Source organism: Serinicoccus sediminis, from assembly GCF_004153545.1.
GTDB classification, from domain to species: domain Bacteria; phylum Actinomycetota; class Actinomycetes; order Actinomycetales; family Dermatophilaceae; genus Ornithinicoccus; species Ornithinicoccus sediminis_A.
The window spans coordinates 43,343-59,491 of sequence record NZ_SDVA01000010.1; the positions used below are offsets into that span (position 1 = coordinate 43,343).

Genomic DNA, 16,149 nt, shown 5'->3' on the forward strand with positions numbered 1-16,149 from the left:
CTGGTCGTGCTGGCCGGGCCGACGGCGGTCGGCAAGGGCACGGTGGCCAGCTACGTCCGCGAGCACTACCCGGAGGTGTGGCTCTCGGTCTCGGCGACCACCCGCACGCCTCGCCCCGGCGAGGAGGAGGGACGCCACTACTTCTTCGTCGACGACGGCGAGTTCGACCGGCTCGAGACCTCGGGCCAGCTGCTGGAGTCGGCCACCGTCCACGGTCGCGCCCGGTACGGCACCCCGCGGGGACCGGTCGAGCAGGCCCTGGCGCAGGGGCGGCCGACGATGCTGGAGATCGACCTGCAGGGGGCCCGGCAGGTCCGGTCGGCCATGCCGCAGGCCCTCTTCGTCTTCCTGGCCCCGCCCAGCTGGGAGGAGCTGGTGCACCGGCTCGTGGGCCGCGGCACCGAGACGGAGGCCGAGCGGACCGCCCGGCTGGCGACCGCGCGCACCGAGCTGGCGGCGGCCGAGGAGTTCGACGTGACCATCGTCAACGACGATGTCGCCCGGGCCGCCGAGGAACTCGTATCATTGATGGTCGACCCCCGAACGAAGGACTGAGACGAACGTGAGTGGAACCGGCACCATCGCCCACCCCGACGGCATCACCAACCCGCCCATCGACAGCCTGCTGCAGCGCGCCGACAGCAAGTACGCGCTGGTCATCTACGCCGCGAAGCGCGCCCGGCAGATCAACGCCTACTACTCCCAGCTGAGCGAGGGCCTGCTGGAGTACGTCGGCCCGCTCGTCGAGGCCGAGGCCACCGACAAGCCGCTGTCCATCGCCCTGCACGAGATCGACCAGGGCAAGCTGCACACCAGCTCTCCCGAGAGCTGACCCGGGCCTCGGGCCGGGGAGGGACGTCGACCGTATGCGTGTGGTCCTGGGCGTCGCGGGAGGCATCGCCGCCTACAAGGCGTGCTCGGTCCTGCGGCTGCTGACCGAGGCCGGTCACGAGGTCACCGTGGTGCCGACCGCGTCGGCGCTGCGCTTCGTGGGTGCCCCCACCTGGGAGGCGCTCAGCGGACGCTCCGTGGCCAGCTCGGTCTGGGAGGACGTCCCGCAGGTGCCGCACGTGCGGCTGGGCCAGCAGGCCGATCTCGTGGTCGTCGCCCCCGCCACCGCCGACCTGCTGGCGCGGGCGGCCCACGGCCTCGCGGACGACCTGCTCACCTCGACGCTGCTCACCGCGCGGTGTCCCGTGGTGCTGGCCCCGGCCATGCATACCGAGATGTGGTTGCACGCGGCCACCGCGGCCAACGTCGAGACCCTGCGGGCGCGGGGGGTGCACGTCGTCGAGCCTGCCTCCGGGCGGCTGACGGGCGCCGACACCGGCCCGGGACGGCTCCCGGAGCCGCAGGACATCGTGGCCGCCGCGCTCGCCGCCGTGGGGGAGGGGGACCAGGACCGCCGGGAGCCCGGTGACCTCGAGGGCCGGCACGTCGTCGTGACCGCCGGCGGGACCCGTGAGCCGCTCGACCCGGTCCGCTTCCTCGGCAACCGGTCCTCGGGCAAGCAGGGGTACGCGATCGCCGCGGAGGCGGCCGCACGGGGCGCCAGGGTCAGCCTGGTGAGCGCCAACGTCTCGCTCGGCGCACCGGCCGGGTGCGACGTCGTCGAGGTCGGGAGCGCGCTGGAGCTGCAGGAGGCGGTCGAGGGGCTCGTGCGCGACCGGTCCGTCGACGCGGTCGTCATGGCGGCCGCGGTCGCCGACTTCCGGCCCGCCGCCTACGCCGAGTCCAAGATCAAGAAGACGCACGGGACGGGCGAGCCGGACGCGCCCGTCATCGAGCTGGTCCGCAACCCGGACGTCCTGGCCACGCTCGTCGCGGGGCGCGGGGGCAGCCCCCGCCCCTACCTCGTCGGTTTCGCCGCGGAGACCGGTGACGCCACCGGCGACGTCCTGTCGTTGGCGCGGGCCAAGCTGGAGCGCAAGGGCTGCGACCTGCTCGTCGCCAACGAGGTGGGGACGGACAAGACCTTCGGCCGGGACGACACGACCGTCCACCTGCTGCACCCCGGTGAGGCCGAGGCGGACACCGTCGGACCGACCACCAAGGCGCTGGTCGCCCGGGCCATCTGGGACCACGTCGCGCCAGCCCTGGGTGAGCGACCCGAGGCGGGCTGAGCGCCGCTCTGCCGGCCAGCCGCACGCAGGAGGCCCGGGCCCTGGCCGTCGAGCGCGCCGACGCCGCGGTGCCGGGCGACGATGGGGGCATGAGCCGCGTCGACGACACCGGGCCGCACCTGGGCCGCCGCACCGACCTGTCCGGCTTCCTCTTCGGGTGCGGGATCGCGGCGTCGGTGATCGACCTGTTCCTCTTCCACCTGGTGCTGCAGTGGCACCACTTCTACGACCTGTCGACGACGCGGGTGGCCCTCACCGCCGACGGCTTCTTCCACGCCGTCGGGTGGTTCATCACCGTCTGGGGCCTGTTCCTGCTCGCTGACGTGCGCCGCCGGGCCGAGGTGGGGTGGGCCCGGTGGGCGGGCGCGGTGGTCGCGGGGGTGGGGTTCTTCCAGCTCGTCGACGGGGTGGTCAGCCACAAGCTGCTGGGCATCCACCAGATCCGGTACGGCGTGGACCTCCTGCCCTACGACGTGACGTGGATCGGGTCCGCGGTGCTGCTGATGGTCGTCGGCCTGCTGGTCCGGCACCGGGCCGCGACCACCCGTTCCTCCTCCTGAACCGCCGTGCAGCACGACCACCAGCACGGCCACGACCACGGCGACGGCGACGGTCCGACGTCTTCGGTCCCGGTCGGCGGCTGGGAGGTCGCCGAGGTGCTCGTGCTCCTCGCCCTGGGGGTGGCCCTCGTCGGCTACGCCGTGGCCCGACGGGCGGCCGGGACCCGTCGTGCCTGGCCGGCACGGCGGACCCTCTGCTGGTCCGCCGGGGTGCTCTGTGCCGGTGCCGGGCTCGTGGGCCCGGTCGCCACGGCCGCGCGCACCAGCTTCACCGCGCACATGGCGGCGCACCTGCTGGTCGGGATGCTCGCGCCGCTGCTGCTGGTGCTCGGCGCGCCGGTGACCCTGGCGCTGCGCGCCCTCCCGGTGACCGGCGCGCGGCGTCTGACGCGCCTGCTGCGCACCGTGCCCGTGCGGGTCGCGACGCAGCCCGTGGTGGCCGGCATCATGAGCGCGGGAGGCCTGTGGGTGCTCTACACCACCGGCCTCTATCCGCTCATGCACGGCTCCGTCCTGGTGCACGCGCTGGTGCACGCCCACGTCCTGGTGTGGGGCTACGCCTTCACCGCGTCCCTCGTCGGGGTGGACCCGGACCCGCACCGGTCCTCGGTCGTCGTCCGCTCGGGCGTGCTGGTCGGCTTCGTCGCGGCGCACTCGGTCCTGGCCCGGTGGCTCTACGCCCACCCTCCGGCCGGGGTCGAGGCCGTCGACGGCCGCACGGGCGCCCAGCTGATGTACTACGGCGGCGACGTCGTGGACGTCCTGCTCATCGTGCTCCTCCTGCACGGCTGGTACGTCTCCGTGCGGCCCCGAGGCGCCCTGCGCTCCACCCTCGTCCCCGCAGCGCCGAACCGTCCGGGGCCTGTCCGGGGTGACCCGTAGACTCACCGGGTCAGTCAGCAGCCGCTGCCCCGAAGGAGTCGTGCATGATCCGCCTGTTCACCTCGGAGTCCGTGACCGAGGGCCACCCCGACAAGATCTGCGACCAGATCAGCGACGCCATCCTCGACGACCTGCTGGCCCAGGACCCGCAGTCGCGGGTCGCGGTGGAGACCATGGTGACGACCGGGCTGGTGCACGTGGCCGGCGAGGTGCGCACCCAGGGCTACGCCAACATCGCGCAGCTCGTGCGGCAGACCATCCTGGACATCGGCTACGACAACTCGCACAAGGGTTTCGACGGCCGCACCTGCGGGGTGGAGATCTCCATCGGCGACCAGTCGATCGACATCGCCACCGGGGTGGACGACGCGGTGCTCAGCCGGGGGTCGACCGACGCCGACCCCTACGACCAGCAGGGCGCGGGAGACCAGGGCCTCATGTTCGGCTACGCCTGCGACGACACCCCCGAGCTCATGCCCCTCCCCGCCTTCCTCGCCCACCGCCTGGCCGAGCAGCTGGCCGCCGTCCGCAGGAGCGGTGAGCTCGACTACCTGCGGCCGGACGGCAAGACGCAGGTCACCATCGCCTACGACGGGGACACCGCCGTGCGGCTGGACACCGTCGTGCTGTCCACCCAGCACGCGACCGGCATCGACCTGGCCGACCAGCTCACCCCGGACATCCGCGAACGCGTCATCACCCCGGTGCTGGAGCAGGCGCACGAGGCGGGCGTCCAGCTCAAGACCGACGGCTACCGCATGCTCGTCAACCCGACCGGCGTCTTCACCATCGGCGGTCCGATGGGCGACGCCGGGCTCACCGGCCGCAAGGTCATCGTCGACACCTACGGCGGCATGGCCCGGCACGGTGGCGGGGCGTTCTCCGGCAAGGACCCGTCCAAGGTCGACCGCAGCGCGGCCTACGCCATGCGCTGGGTGGCCAAGAACGTCGTGGCCGCCGGGCTGGCCCGGCGGTGCGAGATCCAGGTGGCCTACGCCATCGGCTACCCCCACCCGGTCGGGCTCTACGTCGAGACCTTCGGGACCGAGAGCGTGCCCGTGGAGTCGATCCAGCGGGCCGTGACCCAGGTGTTCGACCTGCGTCCCGCCGCCCTCGTCGACCAGCTCGACCTCCTGCGTCCCATCTACCGTCCCACCGCGGCCTACGGCCACTTCGGCCGGACCCAGGCTCCGGGGCTGGTCGACGGCTTCACCTGGGAGCGGCTGGACCGCGTGGACGCGCTGCGCTCCGCGGTCTGAGACGCCGGGCGGGATGAGCGAGCAGCTCGAGCTGGTCCCCGCGCCCACCGGCGGCGCCCCCCGCCGGCGCGCGCGCACCCCCGCGTCCGACGTGCCCCTGGCAGCAGAGGACCCGGTGGCCACCGTGCTGGTGGACACCCCGCTCGCCCACCTCGACCGGCCGTTCGAGTACGCCGTGCCGGCCGACCTCGCGCAGACCGCCCGTCCCGGCGTCCGGGTCCGGGTCCGCTTCGCCGGCCGGGACCACGACGGGTTCCTGCTGTCGCGGACCTCGACGGCCGAGCACACCGGCCGCCTGGCCCCGTTGCGCTCGGTCGTCAGCCCGGAACCGGTGCTGACACCCGAGGTGCTGGCGCTGGCCCGGCAGGTCGCCGACCACTACGGCGGCACCCTGGCCGACACGGTGCGGCTCGCCGTGCCGCCGCGGCACGCCCGCGCGGAGCGCTCGGTGCCCCCGGCCGGCGAGGCGGCCGACCGGCGGCTGCCCGACGGCGGGTGGGAGCAGGTGTGGGCGCCCTACCCCGCGGGCGCGGCTCTGCTGCGCCGGCTCCGGGCCGGCGAGGCGCCGGCCGCGGCCTGGCTGGCCCTGCCCGGCATGCCGCCCGAGGGCGACTGGCCCCGTGCCGTCGCCGCCGCGGTCCGGGAGACGCTGCTCGGCGGGCGGGGGTCCCTGGTCGTGCTGCCGGACCGACGCGACGTGGAGCGGGTGCTGCCCGCGATCGTCGACGCCGTGGGGGAGCAGGAGGTGGTGCGGCTCACCGCGGACCTGGGGCCGGAGGCCCGCTACGCCGCCTTCCTGCGGGCGTTGCGCGGCCACGCGAGGGTGGTCGTGGGCACCCGGGCCAGTGCCTTCGCCCCCGTGCGCGACCTCGGGCTGGTGGTCTGCTGGGACGAGGGGGACGACCTGCACCAGGAACCGCGGGCGCCCTACCCGCACGCCCGCGAGACGTTGCGCCTCCGCGCCCGCGACCAGGGCGCCGGGCTGCTGCTCGGCGGGTTCACCCGCAGCGTCGCCGTGCAGCGCCGGGTCGCGGACGGGGAGCTGGCGACGGTGGTCGCCGCGCACGACGTGCTGCGCCAGCAGGCGCCCAGCGTGGTGGTGGGCGGCGAGGGGCACCAGGAGGACCGCGACGCCGCCGCCCGCACCGCACGGCTGCCGGGCGTGGCCGTGCGGGCGTTGCGGTCCGGGCTCGAGCGCGGCCCGGTCCTCGTGCAGGTGCCCCGGCAGGGGTATGTCCTGGGGCTGGCCTGCCAGGACTGCCGCGCCCGGCTGCGGTGCGGGGTCTGCCACGGCCCGGTGGGGGCGGGCGACCGCCGGTCCGCGGCGTCCTGCCGGTGGTGCGGCACCGAGCTCGCCGCGGACCACCCCTGCGAGGAGTGCGGCTCGCGGCGGCGGCGGACGACCGGGGTGGGGGACCGGCGCACCGCGGAGGAGCTGGGCCGGGCCTTCCCCGGCACGCGGGTGGTGTCCTCCGGCGGCGACCACGTCGTGGACGAGGTGGACGGGGCACCCGCCCTCGTCGTCGCGACCCCCGGTGCCGAGCCGTGGTGCCCGGCGGGCTATGCCGCGGTGGTCCTCGTGGACGGCTGGCGGCTGCTGGAGCGGGCCTCGCTCGACGCGGCCCAGGAGGCGCTGCGCCGGTGGTGCGGGGCCGCGGCCCTGGCCCGCCCGGCGACCACGCAGGGGCGTCGCGCGGTCGGGGTCGTCCTCTGCGGCGTCCCCCCGCACGGGTCCGTCCCGGCGGTGGAGGCTCTGGTGCGCTGGGACCCGGCGTGGCTGGCGGACCGGGAGCTCGCCGACCGCGCCGAGCTCGGCCTTCCCCCGCTCGTGCGGCACGTCGAGGTCTCCGGACCGACCGGCGCGGTCGACGAGGTGGGCCGGACGCTGGTCGCGGCGGGCCTGCACCTGCTCGGGACCCTGCGTTCCGACGACGGCCCGGACACGGACCCGCAGCCGCGGGTGCGGGCCACGCTGCGGCAGGGCACGGGGGAGGCCGCACGGGCGGTCCGGGCGGTTCGGGCCGACCGCAGCGCCCGCAAGGCGCAGGACGTCGTGCGCATCCGGATGGACGCCGACGGGGCGGTCTGAGGGCCCACGGCAGGCCGTGCGGCACTTGACGTGGCGTCAGTCCTACGGAAGTCTCAAAAGGGTAACGATCGCGTCACCGTGTGGGCACGGTGGTGGCGTCGGGCGCAGCCGCGTGCCTAAGTTGCATCTGCAACCCCCCCCGGTGCGTCACCAGAGCATGCGGTGGACCACGACGGTCCACCCCCGCGAGACGCCCATTCACTAGGAGGAACATTGAAGATCAGGCGCGCGACCATGGCCGTCGTGGCCGCCGGTGCCCTGGCGCTGGCCGGCTGCACGTCCGACTCCGGGTCGGAGGACTCCGACACCGCGGCCGAGGGCGGCGGCGGCGAGGAGGACATGTCCGGGGAGACCGGTGACTCCGGCGAGGGCTCGGAGGACTCCGAGGACATGGGCGGCGAGGAGGGCGACACCGCCCGCGCCGACCTGGGTGACGTCACCCCCAACGACGACTCGGTCTCCTTCTCCAGCGGTGCCGAGGAGTACAACGCCTACAACGGCAACACCGCGGCGACGAACTCGACCTACAACGCGGTCGTCAACAACCAGCTGCAGTCCGGCTTCTGGTACTGGGGCACCGACGGCACCATCTACCCGAACGAGTGGTTCGGCTCCTACGAGAAGACCTCCGACGACCCGCTGACCGTCGAGTACACGATCTCCGACGACGCGGTGTGGTCCGACGGGACCCCCATCACCTCCAACGACTTCCTGCTCGACTGGGCGTCGACCAACCCCGAGTCCATGGGTGGCGCCGAGGAGCTCGGCTTCGACCCGGTCTCGACCTGGTCGACCTACGCCACCGAGGGTCTCGAGACCGAGCCGGGCTCCAAGGAGTTCACCGTCGTCTACCCCGAGCCCTACCCGGACTGGGAGATCGCGGTCTCCGGTCCGCTGCCGGCGCACGTCGCGGCCGAGCAGGCCGGCCTGGAGCCGGACGAGCTCGCCCAGGCGATCCTCGACGGCGACGCCGAGACGGTCTCGCAGGTGTCCGAGTTCTGGAACACCGGCTGGCTGTTCCCGAACTACCAGGTCGAGGACGAGGCGCTGGTGCCCTCCTCGGGCCCGTACACCCTCGAGGGCGCGGCCTGGGAGAGCGGCAACCAGCTCGCGCTGGTGCCGAACGAGAACTTCTTCGGCCCGATGCCGGCGACCGGCAACCTGGTCTACAAGTTCGCCGCCCCGGAGACCCACGTCCAGGCTCTGCAGAACGGTGACATCAACGTCATCGAGCCGCAGGCCACGGTCGACACCCGCCAGCAGCTCGAGGGCATGGGCGACATGGTCGCGGTCGAGGACAACCAGCAGATGACCTGGGAGCACCTGGACTTCAACTTCGCCGAGAGCTCGGTCTTCAGCGACGAGAACGGTGGCCTGGCCGCCCGTGAGGCGTTCGCCATGTGCGTCCCGCGGCAGAACATCATCGACAACCTCATCGCGCCGATCGCCGAGGACGCCCAGGTGCTCAACGCCCGCGAGCGCTTCCCGTTCATGGAGGACTACCAGGAGCTCGTGGACGCGTCCTACGACGGCCGTTACGACGAGGTCGACATCGAGGGCGCCTCGGCCAAGCTCGAGGAGGCCGGCCTGGACAACCCCGAGGTCCGCATCGGCTACTCGGCGCCCAACCAGCGCCGCACCGAGCAGGTCGCCCAGATCAAGTCCTCGTGCGACGAGGCCGGCTTCAACATCGTCGACGCCGGCAACCCGGACTTCTTCGAGGCCGGTGGCACGCTGGAGTCCGGCGACTGGGAGGTCGCGCTGTTCGCCTGGGCCGGCTCGGGCCAGATCGCCTCGGGTGAGCCGATCTACTCGACCGGTGGCTCGCAGAACTTCGGCGGCTTCTCCAACGAGGAGGTCGACGCCGCCTGGGACACCCTGGCCAGCTCGGTCGACCCCGAGGTCCACATGGAGCAGCTGAAGGTCATCGAGAAGGCGCTGTGGGACGAGCTGTACGGCATCCCGCTGTTCACCCACCCGGGCATCGTCGGCTACGACAGCACCCTGGAGAACGTCCGGCCGACCTCGGTCCAGACCGGTGTCTCCTGGAACGCCGACCAGTGGGTCCGCGCCAGCTGAGCCGCCTCAGGTCACGGTGAGCACCGCCTCGTACCGTCGACCGCCACGCTGAGGGGCGGGAGGGCATCATGCCCTCCCGCCCCTGGCATGTCCCCACCCTGCCCCGGGTCCCGTCCGGCTCGCACAGGACAGAAGACCCGCGACACGCCGCCCAGGTTGCCGTAGCCCCGACTCAGCGTCAGGGGTTAGAGTCTGCGGGCAGTCCGTCACACCGCCGTGGACCCTCACCGCAAAGGTTGAAACCCCGTGCTCCAATTCATCCTCCGCAGGATCGCGATCTCGACGCTGATCCTGTTCCTGGGCTCCGTGCTGATGTACGTCCTGACGATCAACTCGGCCGACCCGCTGCAGGACCTGCGCGAGTCCCGGGCCGAGAACCGCGAGCAGCTCATGCAGGCGCGCATCAACAACATGGGGCTGGACCTGCCGTGGTGGCAGCGCTACCTGGGGTGGCTCACCGGGGTGAGCAAGTGCTTCGTGCTGCAGTGCGACCTCGGCACGACCCGGGACGGCTCCGACGTCAACGCCCTGCTGCTCTCGTCGGCCGGAGCGAGCCTCCGGCTGGTGACCGTCGCCACCTTCCTGGCCATCTTCATCGGTGTGGCCCTGGGCGTCCTCTCGGCCATCCGGCAGTACTCCGGGTTCGACTACGTCATCACCTTCGGGGCCTTCCTCTTCTACTCGTTGCCGGTCTTCTGGGCGGCCGTGCTCCTCAAGGACTTCGGCGCCATCCGGTTCAACAACTGGATCGCCGACCCGGCGGTCTCCACCACCGCGACAGCCGTCGTCGCGCTGCTGTTCGCCCTCGCCCTGGCGTCACTGCTCGGGGGAGGGCTGCGCCGGCAGCTGGTGACCGGGCTCATCACCTTCGTGGTGGTCTTCGGCTTCGTCTTCGCCTTCGATGAGGTCAACTGGTGGGTCCAGCCCGCCCTCGGGCTGCCGCTCATCCTGGTGGGAGCGCTGGGGGCGCTCGGCTTCATGCTCGTCATGACGGTCGGCCTGGCCAACCGCAAGATCCTGTACGCCGGGCTCGTCACCATCGGCCTGGGGCTGGTGTCGTACGTCGTCCTCGGCCCGGTCCTGGAGGACCCGGCCAACTGGTGGGTGATCCTCGCGCTCGTCGGCGTCACCGTGCTCGTGGGGGCTGCCGTCGGCTGGGTCATGGGCGGTTACGAGCGGCGCACCGCGATGGTCGTCAGCGTGGGCACCGCGTTGGGGATGGCGTTCCTCATCTTCATGGACCGCCTCCTGCGGGGGTGGGCCGGGTTCCTCGAGCTGGCCGGCAACCGCCCGGTCAGCACCATCGGGGAGAACCGCATCATCCCCGAGCGGTTCACCGGTGACTTCTGGGAGAGCATCTTCAACTGGGGGGTACAGCTCGTGCTCCCCACCATCGTGCTGACCCTGATCTCCATCGCCTCCTACAGCCGCTACACCCGCGGCTCCATGCTGGAGACCATCAACCAGGACTACATCCGCACCGCGCGCTCCAAGGGTCTCTCGGACCGGGTGGTGTTCACCAAGCACGCCCTGCGCAACGCGCTCATCCCCATCACGACCATCGTGGCCTTCGACTTCGCCGCCCTCCTGGGCGGCGCGGTCATCACCGAGACGATCTTCGGCTGGCGCGGGCTCGGCGCGATGTTCCGGCTGGGACTCGACACGGTCGATCCCAACCCGGTGATGGCCTACTACCTCGTCGCGGGCGGCGCCGCGGTGATGATGAACATGCTGGCCGACATCGCCTACGCGTCCCTCGACCCGCGGATCCGGCGGTGAGCCGCAGCCGGTCGCTGGCAGCGGCTACCCTCCCGACCCTTCCCACCGACCTGAGGATCGTTCGATGACCGACAGCAAGCGCCCGGACGAGCCGGACCCCACCCCGGTCGCCAGCCCGGTGGAGGAGGCCTACTCGGTCGAGAAGCAGATCGACCTGAGCCAGAAGTCCTACTCCCAGGGACAGCTGGTCGTGCGCCGGTTCTTCCGGCACAAGGGCGCCATGGTCTCGCTCTTCGTGCTGGTCTTCGTCACCGTCATGGCCTTCACCTCCATCGGTTACGGCATCATCCCGAACTGGTGGGACAAGACGTTCTACGACGCCGGGGCCACGGTCGACGGCGGGCGGCCCACGATGCAGCTGTGGCCCTTCCAGATCGGCGAGCACCCCTTCGGGCAGGACACCATCGGCAAGGACTACTTCGCCCTGACCATGCGCGGCACCCAGCGCTCGCTCATCGTGGCGTTCGCCGTCGGGCTGCTGTCGACCATCATCGGGACGATCATCGGGGCGGTCGCCGGCTTCTTCCGGGGGTGGGTCGAGGCCATCCTCATGCGGGTCACCGACCTGTTCATCATCATCCCCCTGCTGGTCCTGGCCGCGGTGGTGGGCAAGATGGCCGAGGGCATCTGGTGGCTGGCGCTCATGCTCAGCCTGCTCACCTGGACCGGCCTGGCGCGCCTGGTGCGCGGCGAGGTCCTCTCCCTGAGGGAGCGCGAGTTCGTCACCGCCGCCGAGGCGATCGGCACCGGCCCGTGGCGGATCATCTTCAAGCACATCCTGCCCAACACGGTCGGCACCATCATCGTCAGCGCCACGCTGGCCATCGCGGCGACGATCCTGCTCGAGTCGGCGTTGTCGTTCCTCGGCTACGGGGTGCAGGCGCCGGACACCTCGCTCGGGCTGCTGATCTCGACCTACCAGAACGCCTTCCTCACCCGGCCGTGGCTCTTCTGGTGGCCCGGCCTCATGATCCTGGCGATCGCCTTGTCCGTGAACTTCCTCGGTGACGGCCTGCGCGACGCCTTCGACCCCCGGCAGAACAGGACGGCCGACTAGTGACGACGACGACGCAGAGCGACTCAGGACAGCCGGTCTACACCGGCTCCGGCACGCCGACCGGCGACGAGGAGGTGGTCCTCGGCTTCAGCGACGTCGACGTGCGCTTCTCGACCGAGTTCGGCAGCGTGCACGCCGTCAAGGGCGTGGACCTCAAGGTGCGGCCCGGGGAGGTGGTCGCCCTCGTCGGCGAGTCCGGCTCGGGCAAGTCGGTCACCTCGATGACCGCCATGCGGCTGCTGCCGCGCAACGCGACCATCGGTGGCCAGGTCGACGTCGCCGGCAAGGAGGTCGGCCGGCTCAAGGAGTCGAGCATGCGCCGCCTGCGCGGCAACGACGTCGCCATGGTGTTCCAGGAGCCGATGACCGCGCTCAACCCCGTGCTGACCATCGGCACGCAGATGGTCGAGTCGATGGAGCTGCACGGCGTGGCCCGCGGCGCGACCGCCTGGAGCCGGGCCATCGAGCTGCTCGGCATGGTCGGCATCCCCGAGCCCGAGCGCCAGATGAAGAAGTACCCGCACGAGCTCTCCGGAGGCCAGCGTCAGCGCGTGGTCATCGCCATCGCCATCAGCTGCGACCCCAAGGTCATCATCGCCGACGAGCCGACCACGGCCCTCGACGTCACCGTGCAGGCCGACATCCTCGACCTGCTCCGCTCGCTCAAGGACAAGCTCAACACCGGCATCCTGCTCATCACGCACAACATGGGGGTCGTCGCCGACATGGCCGACCGGGTGGCCGTGATGTTCAAGGGCGAGATCGTCGAGCGCGGCACCGTCGAGGAGGTGCTGCTCCACCCCAACCACGAGTACACCAAGATGCTGCTCGGCTCGGTGCCCCGGATGGGCCACGGACGTGGCCAGATGGGCATCAGCGTCAAGGAGGAGGTCGACGCCGACGCGCCCCTGGCCATCGAGCTGAAGAACCTCGTCATCGAGTACCAGCGGCTCGGCAAGGCGCCCTTCCGCGCCGTCGACGACGTCAGCTTCGACGTGCGCCAGGGCGAGATCGTCGGGCTGGTCGGGGAGTCCGGCTCTGGCAAGAGCACCATCGGCCGGTGTGCCCTCGGGCTCATCCCCGCCGCCTCCGGCGAGTTCCGGCTGCTCGGCGAGAACATCACCGGTATGAAGCGGTCGGCCCTCAAGCCGCTGCGCAAGCGGATCGGCGTCATCTTCCAGGACCCGGCGGCCTCGCTGAACCCGCGGCTGCCGATCGGGGAGTGCATCGCCGAGCCGCTCGTCGTGCACAAGGTCGGCAGCCGCAAGTCCCGGGAGGACAAGGTCTACGAGCTGCTCGACGCCGTGCAGCTGCCGCGCGAGGTCTACAACCGGTACCCGCACGAGGTCTCCGGGGGGCAGCGGCAGCGCATCTCGGTGGCCCGGGCCCTCACCCTCGATCCCGAGCTGCTGGTGGCCGACGAGCCCACCTCGGCCCTCGACGTGTCCGTCCAGGCCAGGGTGCTGAAGATCTTCTCCGACCTGCAGGAGCAGTTCGGCTTCGCCTGCCTCTTCATCAGCCACGACCTCGCGGTCATCGACCTGCTGGCGCACAAGGTGGTCGTCCTGCAGAACGGCAAGGTCGTCGAGGCCGGGCCGCGCGAGCAGATCATGGAGAACCCCCAGCAGGACTACACCCAGCGGCTCATCGCGGCCGCGCCGGTGCCCGACCCGGTCGAGCAGGGCCGGCGCCGCCGTGAGCGGCACGAGCTGCTGCGGGAGCAGGGCGAGGAGATCGTCGAGCTCAAGGTCGACGGCGAGCAGTTCCACCAGTCGGCGGCCCAGGCCAAGGGCGAGGCCCAGGTCGTCGAGGTCGACGACGACGGCCGCACCGACGGCACGACCCGCCGCTGAGCCCGGGTGCGCGTCGTCTTCGCCGGCACCCCGGCGGCCGCGGTCCCCAGCCTGCGCGCCGTCCTGGCCTCTCGGCACCAGGTGGCGGGCGTGCTCACCCGGCCCGATGCGCGAGCGGGTCGTGGACGCGGGATGCGGCCCTCCCCGGTGCGCGAGGTCGCGCAGGAGGCGGGGATCCCCGTCGTGACGCCCCGGTCGCTGCGCGACCCCGAGGCGGTGCAGCAGGTCCACGACTGGGCCCCGGACGCGTGCCCGGTCGTCGCCTACGGACTGCTCGTGCCGCCTGAGCTGCTGACGCTGCCCGAGCACGGGTGGGTCAACCTGCACTTCTCGCTGCTGCCCGCCTGGCGCGGCGCGGCGCCCGTGCAGCACGCCCTGCGCGCCGGCGACGACGTCACCGGCGCAGTGACGTTCCGGCTCGAGGAGGGTCTGGACACCGGGCCGGTGCTCGGGCGGCTCACCGAGACCGTGCGACCGAGGGACACCGCGGGGGAGCTGCTGGAGCGTCTCGCGCAGGCCGGTGCCCGGCTGCTCGTCTCGACCCTCGACGCCCTCGAGGAGGGTGCCGTCCAGCCGGTGCCGCAGCCCGCCGAGGGGGTCAGCCTCGCGCCCAAGATCGACGTGGACGACGCCCGGGTGCCGTGGCGGCTGCCGGCCTTCGCGGTGGACCGGCTGGTCCGCGCCTGCACGCCGGACCCCGGCGCCTGGACCACCCTGGGCGCCGACCGGGTCAAGCTCGGCCCGGTGACCCCGGCGGACGATGCGGGCGCGGAGGACCCGGCCCTGCAGCCGGGGCAGATCAGCGTCGGCCGGCGCGCCGTGCTCGTCGGCACCGGCAGCTCCCCGGTGCGTCTCGGCGAGGTGCAGGCCCCCGGCAAGCGGGCCATGCCGGCCACCGACTGGGCCCGCGGCGCCCGGCTGCAGCCGGGGGCGGTCTTCGATGCCTGAGCCGCGACGCCGGCCCGGCGGCGACCGGCAAGGGCGCTCCGGTGGCTCCGGTGGGTCCGGACAGCGGCGAGGCCCGCGGCGCCGCTCCGCGCAGACCCCGGCCCAGCGGGCACGGCACGCCGACCCGGCGCGGGCCGTCGCGTTCCGGGTGCTGCGCCAGGTCGACACCGACGAGGCCTTCGCCAACCTGGTCCTGCCCGGGGCGCTCCGCTCGGCCGGGCTGGGGGGCCGGGACGCTGCCTTCGCCACCGAGCTGACCTACGGGACCCTGCGCCTGCAGGGGCTCTACGACGCGGTCGTGGAGAGCGCCGCGAGCCGGCCGGCCGCGGAGATCGACGGACCGGTGCTCACGGTCCTCCGGCTCGGCGCGCACCAGCTGCTCGGCATGCGGGTGCCCGACCACGCCGCCGTCAGCGCCACCGTCGCCCTCGCGCGTGAGCAGGTCGGTCAGGGCGCGGCCGGTTTCGTCAACGCCGTGCTGCGCAGGGTGAGCGAGCAGGACCGGGACGACTGGGTGGCCCGGCTGGTCGAGCCGGTCGACGACCCGGTCGCCCGGCTGGCCCTGGAGCACTCCCACCCCGAGTGGGTCGTCCGGGCGCTGCGGGCGGCGCTGGTGTCGTCCCGGGGGGCGGAGGTCGGCGACGCCGAGCTGGGGCGGCTGCTGGCCGCGCACAACACGCCGGGTCCGCTCACCCTGGTGGCGCGGCCCGGGCTGGGGGCCGACGGCGAGCTGGGGGAGGTCGGTGCGCGGCCCGCCCCGGTCGCGCCGACCGCGTGGGAGCTGCCCCAGGGCGACCCCGGCGCGCTCGCCGCGGTCCGGGAGGGGCGGGCCGCCGTGCAGGACGCCGGCTCCCAGCTCCTCACGCTCGCCCTGGCCTCCGCGCCGCTGGACGGCCCCGACGAGCAGTGGCTCGACCTGTGCGCCGGGCCCGGGGGCAAGGCGGGGCTGCTCGCGGCCCTCGCGGCCGGTGCGGGGGCGTCGCTGCGGGCCAACGAGGTCAGCGAGCACCGGGCCGAGCTGGTGCGGCATACCCTCGTCGGGCCGGTCCACGCGGGCGCCCGGGTCGAGGTCACCGTCGGGGACGGCCGGGAGGTGGGTGCGGCGCAGCCGGGGACCTACGACCGGGTCCTCGTCGACGCGCCGTGCACCGGGCTCGGGGCCCTGCGGCGGCGCCCGGAGGCGCGGTGGCGGCGCAGCCCGCAGGACCTCACGACCCTCGGGCCGCTGCAGCGCGAGCTGCTCGGCTCGGCCCTCCAGGCCACCCGGCCGGGCGGCCTGGTCGCCTACGCCACCTGCTCGCCGCACCTGGCCGAGACCGAGCTCGTCGTGCGCGACGTCCTCAAGCGGCATCCCGGCGTGGAGCAGGTCGACGTGCGCCCGCTGCTGCTCGACCGCGCGGGGGAGCCCCTCACCGGCCTCGGGCCCGGGCCGTCGGCCCAGCTGTGGCCACACCTGCACGGCACCGACGGGATGTTCGTGGCCCTGCTGCGGCTGCCCGGGCGCTCGTTAGGCTGACGCC

13 protein-coding genes are annotated in these 16,149 nt (G+C 73.1%); all 13 read left to right on the top strand.

All coding sequences use genetic code 11. The features are described from left to right. The first annotated feature begins 6 nt into the window (after positions 1-6). The 13 genes from gmk to EUS26_RS10720 all read left to right on the top strand — a co-directional run bounded on the left by gmk (position 7) and on the right by EUS26_RS10720 (position 16,145). Positions 7-555 carry a guanylate kinase gene (gmk, locus tag EUS26_RS10660; protein WP_420330007.1) on the top strand — a complete coding sequence of 183 codons (549 nt, stop codon included), beginning with the start codon at positions 7-9 and terminating at the stop codon, positions 553-555. 7 nt (positions 556-562) lie between these two features. After that, positions 563-832 (top strand): DNA-directed RNA polymerase subunit omega, encoded by a 270-nt coding sequence (gene rpoZ, locus EUS26_RS10665; protein ID WP_058890998.1) that lies wholly within the window; start codon positions 563-565, stop codon positions 830-832. A gap of 34 nt (positions 833-866) precedes the next feature. Next, positions 867-2,123, top strand: coding sequence for a bifunctional phosphopantothenoylcysteine decarboxylase/phosphopantothenate--cysteine ligase CoaBC (gene coaBC / locus EUS26_RS10670; protein ID WP_130013828.1), 1,257 nt, complete (start codon positions 867-869; stop codon positions 2,121-2,123). An 89-nt stretch (positions 2,124-2,212) separates the two neighbouring features. Continuing rightward, entirely contained in the window at positions 2,213-2,683 is a 471-nt protein-coding gene (locus EUS26_RS10675; RefSeq protein ID WP_130013829.1) for a DUF2243 domain-containing protein, read from the top strand. Between the two features lie 6 nt (positions 2,684-2,689). Beyond that, entirely contained in the window at positions 2,690-3,565 is an 876-nt protein-coding gene (locus tag EUS26_RS10680; RefSeq protein WP_130013830.1) for a cytochrome c oxidase assembly protein, read from the top strand. Between the two features lie 44 nt (positions 3,566-3,609). Then, positions 3,610-4,824, top strand: coding sequence for a methionine adenosyltransferase (metK, locus tag EUS26_RS10685; protein ID WP_130013831.1), 1,215 nt, complete (start codon positions 3,610-3,612; stop codon positions 4,822-4,824). 13 nt (positions 4,825-4,837) lie between these two features. Next, complete coding sequence (locus EUS26_RS17550; protein ID WP_165368589.1) at positions 4,838-6,913, top strand: primosomal protein N' family DNA-binding protein; 2,076 nt, start codon at positions 4,838-4,840, stop codon at positions 6,911-6,913. A 213-nt stretch (positions 6,914-7,126) separates the two neighbouring features. Beyond that, positions 7,127-8,992 carry an ABC transporter substrate-binding protein gene (locus EUS26_RS10695; RefSeq protein ID WP_202865118.1) on the top strand — a complete coding sequence of 622 codons (1,866 nt, stop codon included), beginning with the start codon at positions 7,127-7,129 and terminating at the stop codon, positions 8,990-8,992. A gap of 246 nt (positions 8,993-9,238) precedes the next feature. Further along, positions 9,239-10,771 carry an ABC transporter permease gene (locus EUS26_RS10700; RefSeq protein WP_130013832.1) on the top strand — a complete coding sequence of 511 codons (1,533 nt, stop codon included), beginning with the start codon at positions 9,239-9,241 and terminating at the stop codon, positions 10,769-10,771. 64 nt (positions 10,772-10,835) lie between these two features. Beyond that, positions 10,836-11,828: an ABC transporter permease gene (locus tag EUS26_RS10705; RefSeq protein WP_130013833.1), complete on the top strand. Its 993-nt coding sequence runs from the start codon at positions 10,836-10,838 to the stop codon at positions 11,826-11,828. Next, on the top strand, positions 11,828-13,681 hold the full coding sequence (locus EUS26_RS10710) for an ABC transporter ATP-binding protein (protein ID WP_130013834.1): 1,854 nt from the start codon (positions 11,828-11,830) through the stop codon (positions 13,679-13,681). The genes EUS26_RS10705 and EUS26_RS10710 overlap by 1 nt, the downstream gene beginning before the upstream one ends. Positions 13,682-13,687: 6 nt before the next feature. After that, on the top strand, positions 13,688-14,629 hold the full coding sequence (fmt, locus tag EUS26_RS10715; RefSeq protein ID WP_130013835.1) for a methionyl-tRNA formyltransferase: 942 nt from the start codon (positions 13,688-13,690) through the stop codon (positions 14,627-14,629). After that, positions 14,622-16,145: an RsmB/NOP family class I SAM-dependent RNA methyltransferase gene (locus EUS26_RS10720; RefSeq protein ID WP_130013836.1), complete on the top strand. Its 1,524-nt coding sequence runs from the start codon at positions 14,622-14,624 to the stop codon at positions 16,143-16,145. Before fmt ends, EUS26_RS10720 begins: the two co-directional genes overlap by 8 nt. Positions 16,146-16,149: the final 4 nt, after the last annotated feature.

Bases quoted from the DNA above. Each gene is read 5' to 3' on its own strand.
- coaBC (WP_130013828.1), top strand. From the start codon at position 867: ATGCGTGTGGTCCTGGGCGTCGCGGGAGGCATCGCCGCCTACAAGGCG.
- EUS26_RS10675 (WP_130013829.1), top strand. From the start codon at position 2,213: ATGAGCCGCGTCGACGACACCGGGCCGCACCTGGGCCGCCGCACCGAC.
- metK (WP_130013831.1), top strand. From the start codon at position 3,610: ATGATCCGCCTGTTCACCTCGGAGTCCGTGACCGAGGGCCACCCCGAC.
- EUS26_RS17550 (WP_165368589.1), top strand. From the start codon at position 4,838: ATGAGCGAGCAGCTCGAGCTGGTCCCCGCGCCCACCGGCGGCGCCCCC.
- EUS26_RS10705 (WP_130013833.1), top strand. From the start codon at position 10,836: ATGACCGACAGCAAGCGCCCGGACGAGCCGGACCCCACCCCGGTCGCC.
- EUS26_RS10720 (WP_130013836.1), top strand. From the start codon at position 14,622: ATGCCTGAGCCGCGACGCCGGCCCGGCGGCGACCGGCAAGGGCGCTCC.